The organism is Novipirellula rosea, assembly GCF_039541335.1.
GTDB classification, from domain to species: Bacteria; Planctomycetota; Planctomycetia; order Pirellulales; family Pirellulaceae; genus Novipirellula; species Novipirellula rosea.
Genome location: NZ_BAABGA010000022.1, coordinates 149837 through 164324 on the forward strand (window position 1 = coordinate 149837; position 14488 = coordinate 164324).

Annotated in this window: 14 protein-coding genes; 6 read left to right on the forward strand and 8 right to left on the reverse strand. The window is 55.9% G+C overall.

Features of this window, described 5'->3' with window-relative positions; all coding sequences use genetic code 11:
• Positions 1-39: 39 nt before the first annotated feature.
• From ABD971_RS08910 to ABD971_RS08920, 3 genes are all read left to right on the forward strand, one after another.
• Positions 40-996: an alpha/beta fold hydrolase gene (locus ABD971_RS08910; RefSeq protein ID WP_345321282.1), complete on the forward strand. Its 957-nt coding sequence runs from the start codon at positions 40-42 to the stop codon at positions 994-996.
• A complete protein-coding gene (locus tag ABD971_RS08915; protein WP_345321284.1) occupies positions 986-1834 on the forward strand; it encodes a triphosphoribosyl-dephospho-CoA synthase in 849 nt (282 codons plus the stop codon). Before ABD971_RS08910 ends, ABD971_RS08915 begins: the two co-directional genes overlap by 11 nt.
• A 218-nt stretch (positions 1835-2052) precedes the next feature.
• Positions 2053-2553: a 6-pyruvoyl trahydropterin synthase family protein gene (locus ABD971_RS08920; protein WP_339946175.1), complete on the forward strand. Its 501-nt coding sequence runs from the start codon at positions 2053-2055 to the stop codon at positions 2551-2553.
• 1430 nt (positions 2554-3983) lie between these two features.
• On the opposite strand, the gene ABD971_RS08925 is transcribed toward ABD971_RS08920, so the two are convergent.
• Together ABD971_RS08925 and ABD971_RS08930 are read right to left on the reverse strand one after the other, a co-directional pair.
• Positions 3984-4208 (reverse strand): hypothetical protein, encoded by a 225-nt coding sequence (locus ABD971_RS08925; RefSeq protein WP_339946176.1) that lies wholly within the window; start codon positions 4206-4208, stop codon positions 3984-3986.
• Complete coding sequence (locus ABD971_RS08930; RefSeq protein WP_339946177.1) at positions 4205-5188, reverse strand: D-2-hydroxyacid dehydrogenase; 984 nt, start codon at positions 5186-5188, stop codon at positions 4205-4207. Before ABD971_RS08930 ends, ABD971_RS08925 begins: the two co-directional genes overlap by 4 nt.
• Positions 5189-5262: 74 nt before the next feature.
• Between ABD971_RS08930 and ABD971_RS08935 the strand changes: the two genes are divergently transcribed.
• Positions 5263-6156, forward strand: coding sequence for a GIY-YIG nuclease family protein (locus ABD971_RS08935; protein WP_345321289.1), 894 nt, complete (start codon positions 5263-5265; stop codon positions 6154-6156).
• Between the two features lie 332 nt (positions 6157-6488).
• On the opposite strand, the gene dapA is transcribed toward ABD971_RS08935, so the two are convergent.
• On the reverse strand, positions 6489-7406 hold the full coding sequence (dapA, locus tag ABD971_RS08940; RefSeq protein WP_339946179.1) for a 4-hydroxy-tetrahydrodipicolinate synthase: 918 nt from the start codon (positions 7404-7406) through the stop codon (positions 6489-6491).
• A gap of 173 nt (positions 7407-7579) precedes the next feature.
• Positions 7580-8806, reverse strand: coding sequence for an L-2-hydroxyglutarate oxidase (lhgO, locus tag ABD971_RS08945; RefSeq protein WP_345321291.1), 1227 nt, complete (start codon positions 8804-8806; stop codon positions 7580-7582).
• Positions 8807-8899: 93 nt separating this feature from the next.
• On the opposite strand from lhgO, the gene ABD971_RS08950 reads away from it, so the two are divergent.
• Both ABD971_RS08950 and ABD971_RS08955 read left to right on the forward strand, forming a co-directional pair.
• The gene (locus ABD971_RS08950; protein WP_345321293.1) at positions 8900-9088 is read left to right on the forward strand and encodes a hypothetical protein; all 189 of its coding nucleotides are present in this window, start codon (positions 8900-8902) and stop codon (positions 9086-9088) included.
• 142 nt (positions 9089-9230) lie between these two features.
• Positions 9231-10493 carry an HD-GYP domain-containing protein gene (locus ABD971_RS08955; RefSeq protein ID WP_339946181.1) on the forward strand — a complete coding sequence of 421 codons (1263 nt, stop codon included), beginning with the start codon at positions 9231-9233 and terminating at the stop codon, positions 10491-10493.
• 137 nt (positions 10494-10630) lie between these two features.
• Here the strand turns inward: ABD971_RS08955 and ABD971_RS08960 are convergent, their stop codons facing one another.
• From ABD971_RS08960 to ABD971_RS08975, 4 genes are all read right to left on the reverse strand, one after another.
• Positions 10631-11233: a hypothetical protein gene (locus tag ABD971_RS08960; RefSeq protein WP_345321295.1), complete on the reverse strand. Its 603-nt coding sequence runs from the start codon at positions 11231-11233 to the stop codon at positions 10631-10633.
• A gap of 90 nt (positions 11234-11323) precedes the next feature.
• Positions 11324-12289, reverse strand: coding sequence for a lysophospholipid acyltransferase family protein (locus ABD971_RS08965; RefSeq protein ID WP_345321297.1), 966 nt, complete (start codon positions 12287-12289; stop codon positions 11324-11326).
• A gap of 112 nt (positions 12290-12401) precedes the next feature.
• Positions 12402-13544: an endonuclease/exonuclease/phosphatase family protein gene (locus ABD971_RS08970; protein ID WP_345321299.1), complete on the reverse strand. Its 1143-nt coding sequence runs from the start codon at positions 13542-13544 to the stop codon at positions 12402-12404.
• 246 nt (positions 13545-13790) lie between these two features.
• On the reverse strand, positions 13791-14294 hold the full coding sequence (locus tag ABD971_RS08975; RefSeq protein WP_345321301.1) for a HEAT repeat domain-containing protein: 504 nt from the start codon (positions 14292-14294) through the stop codon (positions 13791-13793).
• Positions 14295-14488 lie beyond the last annotated feature (194 nt).

Here is a 14488-nt window from a genome sequence, read left to right on the forward strand (position 1 = left end):
GTGGTTCCCTAAGTCGGCAAACTGAGCGATATTTCGGCAATGAAATCGATTGCTGAAGACTTGTTGCCTTACCAATCAGGCGAATTGACCATTGGATCGCACACCCTGCGTTTTCTTGATGAAGGCGCGGGCGAGCAGACGCTGCTGTGCGTGCATGGCAATCCGACCTGGAGTTTCTACTGGCGTTCCATTGTCGAGCGGTTCAGTCCGACCCACCGCGTCGTTGCGGTCGATCACCTCGGTTGCGGACGCAGCGACAAACCGGTTCGCGGACGCAATGCCGAAAAGGGGCAATTCCCCTACCGGTTGGCCGACCACCGCGACAATCTAGTCCACTTGATCGACGCGCTCGATCTGAAACGGGTCACGCTGATCGCCCACGACTGGGGCGGCGCGATCGGATTGACGTCGATGCTGAAACGCCGTGACCGACTCGAACGGATCGTTCTTTTAAACACGGCCGCTTTTCCGCCTCCCTACGTCCCATGGCGGATTGCCGCGTGTCGTATTCCTGTATTGGGATCCGCGGCGGTGCGTGGGCTGAACGCGTTCGCCGGTGCCGCGATCACGATGGCGATGTCCCGCAACTCGCTGCCCAAAGACGCGGTGCGTGGGCTGTTGGCCCCCTACAACTCGTGGACCAACCGTGTTGCCAACGATGCCTTCGTCCGCGACATTCCGCTGACCAGCAAACATCCCACGATGGCAACGCTTCGCCAGCTCGAATCGGATCTGCCATCGCTGGCGTCGGTCCCCTCGCTGTTGGTGTGGGGGATGAAAGATTGGTGCTTCCGTCCGGAATGTCTGCGTCGCTTTCAACAGGTTTGGCCGAACGCCGAAGCGGTCGAAATTGCCGACGCCGGTCATTACGTGATCGAAGATGCGAACGCCGAAGTCATCGAGGCAATTTCGAAATTCCTGCAAACGGAAATGGGCGAGCGTCCTTCAGCGGAACCGGCAGCGAGCGAACAGCAAAGTGAATCGCATGGCTCGTAAGCCTTTGGACGCAGTGCGATCGAAAGTCCGCTCGATTGGCGACGCGGTTCGCTGGGCCTGCGTCCTCGAGTCGACCGCCCCCAAAGCAGGGAATGTTTATCCCGGCCGTTCGTTCAGCAACTTAAGTTACGGTGACTTCATCGTCGCGGCAGAGATCGCGGCCGAATCCTTTGCGATGCCCGGCCGGCATTTCAGCGAGATGGTACTCGGTGCCGTCCGCCAGACAAAACTTGCCACGAGCTCGAATGTTAATCTGGGCATTTTGCTGCTGATCGGTCCCATCGCCGAGGTGGCTCATCGCGATGTCGATGCCGAGCTGCAACCTGCGGTAGCGTCATTACTCGATGGCCAGAATCAAGACGACGCGGCCTGTATCTTCGAAGCGATACGGGTTGCCACCGCTGGCGGGCTCGGCGAAGTTGACGAGATGGATGTTCGCGATGCTGCCAGCTCGGGAACCGACTTGATCGCCGCGATGCGATTGGCCGCCGAGCGAGACTTAGTGGCTTATCAATATGCCAACGGATTCAAAGACTTGTTCGATCGGGTCGTACCGCTTGTCGAAAAAGCGATCATAGAGAGCGGAGGCATTTTGGGGGGCATTAGCGACGCCCACATTGACCTCCTTGCAGATCACCCCGATTCCTTGATCGCCCGAAAGTGCGGCGACGAGATTGCCAACGCGGTCCAGCAGCGGGCAAGCAAATTGGACAAACGCGACAGCGTCGCGGTTGAAGAATTGGACGCCTATCTTAGAAGTGATGGCAATCGGTTGAACCCAGGAACCACGGCCGATCTGATTGCCGCCGCCCTATTCGTATTATTAGTGAGAGCTTAGGTGGACTGCTAAAACTTTGGGGGTGTTGTGACTTTTGTTTGCGCTGGTTTTCTGTCACCTCTCCCCCGACTTCGTCGGTGGAGAGGTAACTGCAGCATATAGCCGAAGAAAATTTCGCTCCCAATATCCGATGACAACATCAAAGCTTTAGCAGTCGAGCACTAGCCCAATGCCATAAAACTCGCCTACTTCTCCGTTACACAACATTAGATCCCATCATGACCCAAGCCACTTTCCGCGTTGACGTGACCAAAGAGCAGTTCGTTTTTTCGGCGGCTCACTTTATTACCTTTGCCGGTGACATTTGCGAACGGATCCACGGCCATAACTATGCGGTCCGCGCCAGCGTCGAAGGGCCGCTCGACGAGAACCGCTACGTTGTCGACTTTATCGCGCTGCGAGATGCCGTGCTGGCTCAGACAACTTTGTTGGATCATCACATTATTCTTCCCGAACATCATGCGGAGATCAAAGTCACCAGCGATGCGAAGGAAACCACTGCCCGGTTTCGCGATCGCCGCTGGGTGTTTCCCAACGAAGACTGCGTGATCTTGCCTGTGGTGAACACGACGGCCGAAGAGATCGCTCGCGTGATCGCCGAGCGTGTGAGGGAAGCGACTCGCGAAAAATTCGGCACCGCGCTCAGCTGGATCGAAGTCGCGGTGGACGAGAACCACGGCCAATGGGGTGTTTGCCGTTTGCCATGGCAAACCGTTTAATGTTTTGTCGAGCGTCGTTTCGAGGGTAGCGGAACTCGTCGAGAGTTTCGTTCGGTTACCGCTTCGCCCCATAGCGGCCGAAAGTCTTGCTGGCTTTCGCTACGTCGCCCCTTGGCGGACGAAAGGCTTGGCGACGTTCGCTACTGCAGCGTTTTTCGGGGGATGCATAGCCCCATCTGCGAAGCGTTTTACGGGAATTCATGCCGATCCTGCGGCCCTTTTTCCCCGTCAACTGCTACCACCAATACGTCCCCAACCAAAATGCTAGCAGGATTGAGATTCTGAGGGGAACTTGTCTGCTGATTCGCTATTCGCGCCGATACTTCATTGTGTGAGAGGGAAACGCTAAGCCGCTTCACTCTCGCTAGCTCTGTCGTATCACAAGTCAACGTGGTTCGCTGTGTCTGACTTCCGTTGATCAGGGTTACGCACTACTACAAGTCGCTCGCTTTGATCGGCTTGGCCCTAACGCGGCAGTGCTAGCTCAACCTTCCCATACCTAAAAAAAACTTTTGGAGATAACCACGATGCGTCGTGTATTCATTCCCGCTTTGCTAGCCGTTGCCTTCGTCGCTAGCTCCTCGGTCAATGCAAGTGCATTCGGCCTGTTCGACAAACTTTGTAACAAGGGCTGTGACAGCTGTTGTGACGTAGAGCCTGCATGCGGATGCGAAGCCCCCGTTGCTTGCGGTTGTGCTGTTGAGCCAACTTGCGGAGCCGAGCCTTGCTGCGACAGCGGTTGCGGAATCGCTAAGCCAGGTCTTCTGTCACGCTTGTTCCACAAGCACCACGGTTGTGACTCGTGCGTCGAGCCAGCTTGCGGTTGCGAAGTCATCGAGCCAGCTTGCGGTTGCGAGCCAGCTTGCCCACAACAATGTGGCCCAACCTGTGGCGAAAAGGTCAAAGGATTCTTGAAGGGTCTGTTCCACAAGCACCACAACTGCTGTGACGCTGGTCCAACTTGCGGTTGCGAAGTTGCACCTGCTCCTTGCGGATGTGCAGAGCCTAGCTGTGGCGCTGGTTGGTAGTCCAACCGAGTCGACAAGATAGAATGATCGACTAGCCGTTGCATCCCATCCGATAACGCAACGTCCCCCCTAGTCATGCTAAAAGAAAAACGAAATCCTCGGCGGCTGCCACGAAAGCCGTCGAGGATTTTTTTTGTGTCGGTTCGGAAGCAACCTTCCGTCCGAATGCTGCACAACAGCGTCATTTCAAGGTCGTGGAACTCGCGTCAGTATTTCGGATCAGCTGGCACATTCAACGAAAATGATGACGACTTTCGCAACGAGCGACCCTAATACTGAGCGCTGAGAAACCAATCGTCCTTTGACTCGGTTTTATTTTAGGGCAGTGGGCGAGGCGACGAGTCCCCTATGCCCAGCTAATTGAAAGGACTCGTAGCCTCGTCCACTTCGTTAGATGAAGCACTACGACGCACTCTCTTTTGCGTCGTCGTGCGTCTCAGCCTGTTTGCCTTTCAACCTTTCGATTGTCCAACCGATCGAGGCGTAGACGCGGTTGAATTCGGCCACAAAATCCTCGGCGCTCTCGTCCGGCAGCGCGATCGGCCCACTCACATACCGACCTGTTTCCTTGGCGTTCTCGTTGTGAATCACCGCTTGGCATTCTTTGCCTTCGCGTGGACTGCTCACTCGGTTTCTCCGCGCCACACCACCGACGGATGCGGGAACCCAAGTCGTTTGTCGACTCGATTGTATGGCGGTTTGCCTTCTTGAAAACGTTTCAGATTGACGCATGCCAGATCGACCGTGTCATCGACACGTCGATAGGACTGCGCCCCAACATGGGGTGTGATGATGACTTTGGGATCGTCCCACAACAAACTCGATTCGGCCAGCGGTTCGACCTCGGTCACATCCAATCCCGCACCGGCAAGGTGGCCGCTCGCTAACGCGTCCACGAGCGCTGATTCGACCACCACGCTACCTCGCGCGACGTTGATCAGATAGCTGCCCGGTCGCATCTTGCTGATTCGCTCTTTGTCGAACAGCCCTTGGGTGCCCGCGTTCAGCGGCAGCGTCAAGATCACGATATCACTGACCGCCAACAGTGCGTCCAATTGATCAGCCGGCAACAGCTCGTCCACCTCGTCAGGTTTGTCGACCGGGTAGAAATCGGTGGCGACGATGCGGACATCCCACGGAGCGAGCACTCGCGAAATCATCCGGCCGTTGCCGCCCAAGCCGACAATTCCAACTGTCTTGCCTCGCAGATCGTCCGTAGGCAACCGCGTGAAATCGCGTTTCGCCTCGGCTCGAAAAAACAACGGCAGCGACCGCAGCAGACCAAACAGCAACGAGAAAGTTTGCTCGGCTACTTGGGGTGCGAATAGTCCCGACGCGCTGCTGACCGGGATATCGGAATCGATCACACCGGGAACCAAGCAATGATCCAATCCCGCCGCAGACGATTGAATCCACTGTAACCGGTTCGCTTTGAGCACCCGGTCCCAATCGACCGGCACCTTGGCATGTCCGATAAAGATGTCGGCGGTGGGCAATAACTCGTCGATCCGTTCCTGTCCCGCATTGACCACTTCGGCGTCGGGCGCCGCCGCTTGGATCTGCTGGATATGTTTTTCAGTCACCGGAAAACAGAGAACGATTCGCATGGCTGTGATAGGCTGGAAGGAAATGAAAGTTGGCCATTGGGAAGTTCACGATCACCCCCCCGCACCGAACAAAAATGTCCACCAAGAACTTACCGTCAACCCGCCCACTCACAAAGGTGGCTTGGTTCGCCCTCATTCCAGTCGCGTTCGTTCTGGTCGCGACGCCAGCGACGGGGCACGATTTTTCCAAGGCGGAGATCGATGCCGCGTTCACCGTCGCCTCCTCCGGCTACAGTGCGGACGAGGTGATGATCCAGGATGAGCTGAGGAGCCGCTTTCTATCGGAGCTTTCAAGAGCCGATCCGCGTCCCGATGGATTTGAACGAGAGGCGATGCTGTCGCTTTTGCAATTACGCAAATCAGGAAAGTTGACATCCAAGGCGACCCGCCGCGGCAAACCCGTCGACGAATCGATCGTTCCGATCGCCGAAATCGCCGCTCGCGTGGTGATGGACCGCCATCGGGTTTCCAGCGACACGCTGCTCGCGGATCCAGCGTTTCGTGAGGAACTCGATCGCGAAGCCCAAAAGATCTCGCCGGGAACGGACTCCGTCGCGGTCCGCAAAGCAGTCTTGTCACTGCGAAAACGCCGAGCACTCAAACCCGAATTGGTGCTCCGCGTCGCCGATTGGCAACGCAAGATCGAAACGCATTCGCTTGATTCGTTGCGACAGGCTATCGCGTCGGAGGAGATCGGCGACGGACCGGGGGTCTATCTGTTTCGCACGGCCAGCGGCTATTTGTATATCGGTGAAGCCAAGAATATGCGTCTCCGGCTGAGCGATCATTTCAGCGGCAGTGATCGAGCATCGTTGGCCGAGTATCTCCGCAGTGAAGCGTCGGCCGGAGTGACCGTCGAGCTTCATCTATTCCCGAGCGACAGTCCGGCCAAGCGAGTGACCGTACGTCGTGCTTACGAAAGCGAATTGATCCGCAGTCGGCAACCGCGACTGAACGTACGGCCGTGAACCAGCATCGCAGCATTCCGTAGCGGGACGGGGCACGCTTGGACTGCTAAATCTTCGCTGTTGTTATCGGATAATGGCGGTGACATTATCTTCCGGCTTGTATAGCAGTTACCTCTCCCCCAACGAAGTTGGTGGAGAGGTGGCAGAAACCGGCGCAACCAAAAATCACAACAAGCCCAAAGTTTTGCAGCCCAACGCCATCTACTTTGGTAGCGGTGCGGCACGAGCCGCCCGGTCGCGGCGTAAAGAAACGTTCGAATTAGACCGGGCGGCTTGCGCCGCACCGCTAACAAGGCGGTTGATAACTTAACGCCCCCAAACCACGGTCGCTGCTAATTCACCAGCGCGGAATTCATGCCGTAGGCGAACAAGGTTTCCTTGAGTTTTTCCATCGACGCATCGTCCAGCGTGGTCATTGGCAATCGCAATTCGCCCGAGTCGCGGCCGACCATCATCATGGCCGCCTTTAGCGGGATCGGGTTGGTCGACAACCCGAGCATGTTCTGGCACAGAGCGAACAATTTGTGATGCATCGCCATCGCTTTAGCAAAATCGCCACTGGCAGCTGCATTGACCAATTCGATCATATCCCGCGGCACCAAATTCCCTACAACCGACACAATCCCCTCCGCACCGACGCTCATCATCGGCAACGTCAACGAATCGTCTCCACTCAAAACGGTCAAATCGGTGGTACCGACGATCGCCGAGCATTGATCGAGTTTTCCAGTCGCTTCCTTGACCATCGTAATCCCGTCGACCTCCGCCAAACGCTGGATGGTTTCCACGTCAATTTCTTTGCCACAACGGCCGGGGATGTTGTAAACGCAAACCGGGATGTCGACCGCTTCGGCGACCGCTTTGAAGTGTTGGTAAAAACCTTCTTGCGTCGGCTTGTTGTAGTACGGTGCAACCTGCAGCGTCGCATCGGCCCCTTCGGCTGCCGCTCGCTTGGTCAATCGCAATGCTTCGGCGGTGCTGTTGCTGCCGGTGCCGGCCATCACTTTGGCACGTCCGGCCACACACTGAATCACTTCGGCAATGACTTTTTCGTGTTCGTCGTGCGAAAGCGTCGGTGATTCCCCAGTCGTTCCGACGGGAACAATACAGCGGGTGCCAGCTTCGAGTTGGAATTCGACTTGTTCTTTCAGACGCGGGTAATTCACCTCACCATCGGTGAATGGCGTGACAATCGCGACCGAAAGGCCAGCAAAATCAGATCCCTTTCGTGGGCGGGTCTCAAAAGTCATATTAGAATCGCGTTCTTGGAATTGGAGGTGCGTCAGAGCCAATGACACGTGTCACCGGCTTTGGTTCAGCTGAAAACCTAGTGTTTCGCCCCCTGATTCGTCAAGCGTCCCGCCCTCGATTCACGGTGACTCTGGGCGCTCGCAACGCGGTAAACGCGGTGTCAAATGCTCTCTTACTTCGTTTCGTCCGCGTCAAAACGGTCCACGATTTTGCCACCGATCGCTAGCGACGCGGTTGCCGCTGGCGAGGGGGCATTGAGTACGTGGATCGCATGCGCGGTCGTCTCGATTAAAAAATCATCCACCAACTCACCCTCAGGCGTGACCGCTTGCGCCCGCACACCTGCACGGCCGGGGCGCAAGTCGGATGCACGGATCGAGGGAATCAGTTTCTGCAGTGCCGAAACGAAGGCCGCTTTTCGCAGCGAACGGTGGATCTCGCCCGCCCCGGTCCGCCAATACTTGCGGGCTAATTTCAGGAATCCGCCGTAGCGAAGCGTTTCGAGCAAGTCGGCGGGATTAAACGTCCGCCAATCGTAACCGTGCCGCGACAACGCTAACACCGCATTGGGCCCGCACTCGACACCGCCGTCGATCATCCGCGTGAAATGGACCCCCAAAAACGGAAACGACGGATCGGGAACCGGATAGATCAAATGGCGACACAGATGCTCGCGTTCGGGCACAAGGTCGTAATACTCGCCGCGAAATGGGACAATTTTGACAGTGGGGTGACCCCCGGCCATTCGCAAGATGCGGTCGCTCTGCAGTCCCGCACAATTGATCATCCGCCCACAGTGGATGGTTCGATTTTTACAGTCCGTGATCGCCACCGACGACGAAACCGATTCAATTCGTTTCACCTTGAACGACAAGACGACATGCCCGCCGCCTCGTAAAATTTGCTGCCGCATCGCCTCGCACACTTTGGCATAGTTCACGATCCCCGTCTCAGGCACATGCAGCGCCGCGACTCCCGCGACCGATGGCTCGATCTCGCGAAGTTCGTCGGTATCGATGCGGCGATATTCCACTCCGTTTTCCGTTGCACGCTTCGCAATCGCATCCAACCGTTCGGCCTCGATTTCATCGGTGGCCACGACCACCTTGCCACAACGGTCCCAAGCAATTTGGTGCTCGTCGCAAAACGCTTCCATCAATGCTTTACCGCTGCGGCACGTGATCGCTTTCGCCGATCCCGGCTTGTAATAAATGCCCGAATGTAACACGCCCGAGTTGTGGCCGCTTTGATGCGCTGCAACATGCGATTCCGCTTCGACAACGCAGACCGCAAGCGATGGGTGTCGCTGAATCAACGTCGTCGCCGTCGCTAGCCCCACGATCCCGCCACCGATAATGACCACGTCGCAGGTAGCGGGGATCGAAGCGTTGGAATTCATTGAGCGATCTGTATGGGAGTGGGGCTATATGGGAGTAGGGCTATATGGGAGTAGGGCTGTATTGAGGGAAACGCCATTTTGGAGGCTAAGGACGTGACATTTACCCAGATTCGAAATTGGCCCGCAATTCACGTTCGCATGTCCCCCGAACACGGCTGGCCCGCAAAATCATTACCCAATGAATCGGAAATGCGAACGACCCCACGCCACAAAGGTGCGGGAATCCGCAATCCGACGTTACAGACCCAGTCCGGGTTTGTCGTTGCCGAATTTGTAACATAGGTTTCGATTGAGCCATTGTGTAAACGGGGCAAATTCTACCTCGTTTGGCGGTCTGCGTCAGCGAAACGCCATTAGCGTACTCTCAAGGTCCGCTTTTGAGCAGTGATGGCAACTCTATTGATTCATCGGGAATTGGCGGCAAATGTCACGATCAGAAACGGTCGAACTACCTCTGGAAAAATTGTGCGCTGGGGCGACGTGTGGATATCCCATTCTCAGCAAAGAAGGGGTATTGTTGCTCGGTTCGGGAACGCACATCACCCCGGCGATCGTTACTCATCTGCAAGAACAAAACGTCGACGTCATTGCGGTCCACCCCAACGATATCGCGGAATTAACCGGTAAACACCTGCGAAGGGGCACCCCCGCAGAATCGGCGCAAGGCGAGTCAAAATTCTCAGGCGTCTGGGAGGAGGCGTTGCCGCTGAAGGATTTGCTCGTTGATCGCCATGACGAACCCTTGAGCAGCGAACGGACGGAGGAATTAAACAAGTGCATGAGCACTGCGAAAGCACGTTTCGAACAAATCAACCACGCCTTGCAGACTCGCGACTTTGATTCCATTTCGCCACTGACTGCCACCTCGGACTCGTTCGCACGTTCGATGATCGACGATCATGACCAAACTGTCGGCGAGATCGGGGCGGCGAGTAACGATGTTGCTCTTGAGCGTCGCTCGGTACAGATGGCGGTGATGGGGATGGCGGTCGCCGTCGAAATGGGGCTGGATGGTCCCACCGCACTGGAGATTGGCTTGACAGGTTTGCTGCACGACATCGGTTTGTACGTGCTGGATCCGAAATTCCGTGACCCCACCCAAAAACTCTCGCATTCCGAGCGATGGGAATATGAAAAGCATCCGGTGATTGCGTTTGATTGTGTCGCAGCGATTCCGGAAACCCCGTCGTCCGTTCGGATCGCAGTGCAACAAGTTCACGAGCAATACGATGGATCGGGGTTTCCCCGTGGTTTGCGTGGAGCCCGGATTCATCAATACGCCCGCATCTTGAATGTGGTCGATGCCTACATTCAACTGATCTCACCCTCGACCAATCGCTGTGGCATCCTTCCGCACAACGCCGTCGGCTTGATCCTGCATCAAGCGACTCGCGGCACCTTTGATCCCGAGGTGGTACGAGCGTTCTTGAACACCGAGTCGCTCTACCCGCTAGGCAGCCATGTTGAATTGCGATCCGGCAGCACCGCGATGGTCATCCGCCGTTCGCCGCATAGCTATGCGTGCCCGATGCTGATGCGAGAAGACGGGGAACGGGTACAGGAAGACAACGCCGAAAACCGGATCATTCGACCGATCGCCTCGCCGAAGATCGAACAGATGCGGATTCCGCCCTCCAAGATGCCTTCGATCAACTGGAATCCCGCCGACAACGTCTTGATGGTGTGATCGCTGCTCGCGAGCCGACCGGAACCCCGATTCCAGGCGACGTTAGGCAGCGAACGTTGCTGTGATTTTCCCAATCGCATCCAGAGATTTCCCGCAACGCGTCGAGGGTTGCCGCAGCGAGGCTTGTCATATGCCGCTCATCCGCCACCACTTGGGGGCTGTACCCAATCGATTGCCGCGCGTCTGGAATCCGCATTCACATCAAGTTTCAGCGTGGAAATGATTCGGTCGATTTCCTGGGACGGATTTTGCAGGATTGCATCGTATTGGAGCTTGAAGACGTTGGCGTTCGCAAAATCAAAGTCATGAATTGCATTCCACAATTTGTTCTGGATTGGCACCGTCATCTCGCCAAACCAATTGCGTTTGCGTAGACCCGCGATCGACGCTTCTCGTTCTCGCTGGCTCCAGACGAAAACCGTCTCCTCGCCCCACGCCTTGCGTAGGTCGGCAAGCGACAGACAGAACAACGGATGTTTTGCCCCGCACGGTGATGTACCAAACGACTCACGACCTAAGATCCAGTTGCGTAGTACCTCTACACGAATTCGTTCGCTCGCCTGCGAGTGACATTCGGGCTCAGGCCAAAAATGGCGAAGGATACAAGATAAGTCGTAGGGCTCGTAGAAGCATTCATTTTCGTGCCAATACGGGGCGCCCATATCAACCCCCAGACGATCCAACACTCCAGCGACACAGGTGGATCCAGAGTTGTAAAGTCCGATAACGACAATACGCATCAGAAATTTCCGAAATCAAGAACGTTGCTCAACCAAATACATTGGCTGCCCATGTTAACCGTAAATCGATAGCCTCGTTGCAGTAATGAATTAAGCAGCGAGCTTAGCAGCTTCTTTGGCCAATCGCTTTGCAACACGCTCCGGTGGTTGACGCCACCTGCGGTGTAACCACCAATATTGTTCGGGCGCCAATTTGATCGCAACGGCGAGTCGTTCGTTGTACCACTGAGTCAACGTCGTCACCGATTGGCAGACTTCGGCGGTGTCATCAAGCGGATCGGCGATACCGACACAGCCCGATTCGAACTGCATCGGTTCGCCATTTTTGCGAATGGTATAACTGACCAACATCGGCGCATTGGAGCTGAGCGAGAACAGAGCTAACGCTTTGTGGCTCGATGCGGGAACGCCCATAAACGGCAACCAGCAACCTTTGTCACCGGCATGTTGATCGGCTAACAACGATAACACCCCACCTTGCTTTAGGTGTTGATCAATTAACGGCGCACACCCTTCTTTGTCGACCATCACTTGGCCTTTGGCACCGCGAAACCGCTGGACCCAACGATGCAAGAACGGATTGTCCAATTTACGTGCGATCGTGGTGGTGCTGAATCCCATCAACCCAAGCACATAGCCGCCAATTTCAAAGTTGCCAAAATGTCCCGTCACGCCAACGGTGGGGCGATCGTTTAGCAGCGATTTCAAAATGGTGCGATTGTCGCGAAACGTCATGTACTCGCTCCAGTTCGTCAGATGCAGTCGACGCTGTGCCCATGCGATTTCGCAAACCATCAAGATCAAGTGCTGCCACATCGCCCGCGACAAGGCGGATCGTTCACGCGGATCGGCGTTGGGGAAAACGCGAGTCAGGTTTTCTTCCGTCGCGCGGTGGCGAATCTTCAGCGGTCCCGCAGCCAACCACGCCACTGCATTGGCAAACGATTGTCCCATGTCCAACGGCAACGTCTGGATCACGGCAACCAACAACCGAACCACGCAGTAGGCGGCAAAGTCGATCACGGTGGTTTTGAAGCGAAGCAATTTCTGTTTCACAGCGAGTGAATCCGAAGGAACAAAGTGGAAAATGCAGAGTGATTCAAGTTTTGAATTGCCAGAGGCACGTTAGCCTATAGCCTGGGCGTAATTCCCAGGGCTTACTTCTAAACTAGCGAATCATTTGAGTCGACTCGTTACGTGTTGCAACCGATTCACCCAGTGGAACTTCATAGGCACTGAACTCGGCCCACAGGGGCATGTGGTCGCTGACCAACAACGCCTGTTCCTCGGTAAGTCCCAGGTCTTTTTGAAAATCGATTACCCCAAATCGTCCCGTATATTCGCGAGTCATTTCACGGTCGATCAAGATATGATCATAGGTTTTGCTGTGCCGCGTGTTGGTCAGCGTGTTGCCTGCAATCGAAAAGACATTGGGGATCATTGCCAATTCCTGCAAATGGTCGGCATCGACGTTCAAATCGCCCAGCAGGATGCAGTCCTCTTCGCCCATCCTGTCGTACTCGAATTGGCGAACACGGACAAACACATCATCTAGCACATTGATTTCGTTGCTAGTCGCATTCGGCGTGACTTCGTCAGGGTCGGTGTGTGCGTTGATCATGGTAAAGCTGAATGGTTTGCGTCCATCACGAGGGGCCGTGATCGCTTGGAATGACGCCACCATCGGTTCGCGGTGCATCCGATCGGCGTTGTCTTGGACGACATAGTCGCTGTCGCGGATCATCTGAATTCGTGTTTGATCCCAGACATATGCGTAGCACTCGGTTTGCGAAGTGCGACCGATGGGAGGGCTGACGGTGGCAGTGTAGCGTGCTCCCGATGAATTGATCAAAGCGACGAGTCGTTCCACGGGGACGCTATTTCCGCCGCGAACCTCTTGGATCGCCACCAAATCAAATTGGCTGACAATTTGAGCCAACGTTCCCATCACGTCGACCCCTTCGACGACTCGCGTCGAGGATTTTTTGTCGCCGAACATTTGGATATTGAAGGTGGCCAAGCGGATCGTTGCAGCTGACCGCTGGCCCAACGGGCTGAGCGTAACCGACTGAAACGCAGTCCCACTAACCGATTCACTCGTCGTGGCGCTTTCAGCACCCGCATCGAGTGCAGATAGGTCGATGCGTCCGGTGACAACCATCACCAACGCAGCGGCGATCCCCGCGAAACTGACCGAAGGTCCGATCCAACGGACAAAAGGAATGTAGCTAAGAACCGAACGCGCGCGGGAACTCGATTGTTTGCGAGAACGCGAGCGACTGCTCTGTAATAAATTCGATAGTAAGCCCATCCCGGCCTCCTTGCCGATGGTTGCTTTCGGTACGTCGTTGATCGCTCCGCGATCCTAACGCTGCTTCAATTCGTCGTTGTTTGCGAGTGTCTTGTTCACAAGTGCTTTTTCAGGACCAAAAATCGGGTTGTCGTAGCGGAAGTCGTCAACGACTTTCGTCGGACTTCCCCATGCGGTTTTCCCCTAACGCTGTGAAACGCTCACGCCGGTTCCGCGACGCTAAAATCAAACGGTCTTCCCCGCTGACTACGCGGCCTTGCCGATCGTCTTGATCGCTTCCTTGGCTAACCGTTTCAATCGAGGCGGCGCGGCCTCAGCCGCTTTTTCAAGTGACTCGATCGCATTGGCAGCCGCTGGCCCAATCTCTGCCAACGCCCACACCGCGCGTTCTCTCGCGGGCAGGTACATCGAATTCAGCACGCACGACTGCAGCGCATCCACGGCTGTGGCCGCTTCCATTTTCAATCGCCCCAGCATCGTTGCCGCCCAATAACCGATTTCGCCATCTTCGCTGTGAAGCAGCAATTCGGCGAGCGAATCCACATCCGCAGGCGTCGGCGTGACAGCCTGGCTGAGCGCTTCGGCGGCCCACATGCGGACGTCGTCATCCGAGTCGCCTGCGAGCTGGACGCATTGCACGGTAACGCCCGTCACCGCGTCCTCTTGATGCGAGATTTTTCGTAGCGTCGCAACACGCTGGTCAACGCTATTGCTGGCCAATCCAGTGGCCCAATCGATATTTGCACTCATTCCCCTGCCCTCCCTCTGCAGCGATCGCTTTGACGGTCAAACGTACGAAGGTCCGCCGAAAGAGCCGAGTTTTTGGCAATGTATACGACGAGCCTCACACGATACCGGGTTAGCAAAATCGTTCAGTTTCACGCAAGAGCAAGTTCGATCGCCACGCGAATGCAAGCAATGCAAATGCAACGCAGTGAGCAGGG

What these genes read in the sequence shown, in the direction of transcription:
- ABD971_RS08915 (WP_345321284.1), top strand. Translation starts at nt 986, where the DNA reads ATGGCTCGTAAGCCTTTGGACGCAGTGCGATCGAAAGTCCGCTCGATT.
- ABD971_RS08960 (WP_345321295.1), bottom strand. Translation starts at nt 11,233, where the DNA reads ATGCGTATTGTCGTTATCGGACTTTACAACTCTGGATCCACCTGTGTC.
- ABD971_RS08910 (WP_345321282.1), top strand. Translation starts at nt 40, where the DNA reads ATGAAATCGATTGCTGAAGACTTGTTGCCTTACCAATCAGGCGAATTG.
- ABD971_RS08975 (WP_345321301.1), bottom strand. Translation starts at nt 14,294, where the DNA reads ATGAGTGCAAATATCGATTGGGCCACTGGATTGGCCAGCAATAGCGTT.
- ABD971_RS08935 (WP_345321289.1), top strand. Translation starts at nt 5,263, where the DNA reads ATGTCCACCAAGAACTTACCGTCAACCCGCCCACTCACAAAGGTGGCT.
- dapA (WP_339946179.1), bottom strand. Translation starts at nt 7,406, where the DNA reads ATGACTTTTGAGACCCGCCCACGAAAGGGATCTGATTTTGCTGGCCTT.
- ABD971_RS08955 (WP_339946181.1), top strand. Translation starts at nt 9,231, where the DNA reads ATGTCACGATCAGAAACGGTCGAACTACCTCTGGAAAAATTGTGCGCT.
- ABD971_RS08930 (WP_339946177.1), bottom strand. Translation starts at nt 5,188, where the DNA reads ATGCGAATCGTTCTCTGTTTTCCGGTGACTGAAAAACATATCCAGCAG.
- lhgO (WP_345321291.1), bottom strand. Translation starts at nt 8,806, where the DNA reads ATGAATTCCAACGCTTCGATCCCCGCTACCTGCGACGTGGTCATTATC.
- ABD971_RS08920 (WP_339946175.1), top strand. Translation starts at nt 2,053, where the DNA reads ATGACCCAAGCCACTTTCCGCGTTGACGTGACCAAAGAGCAGTTCGTT.
- ABD971_RS08970 (WP_345321299.1), bottom strand. Translation starts at nt 13,544, where the DNA reads ATGGGCTTACTATCGAATTTATTACAGAGCAGTCGCTCGCGTTCTCGC.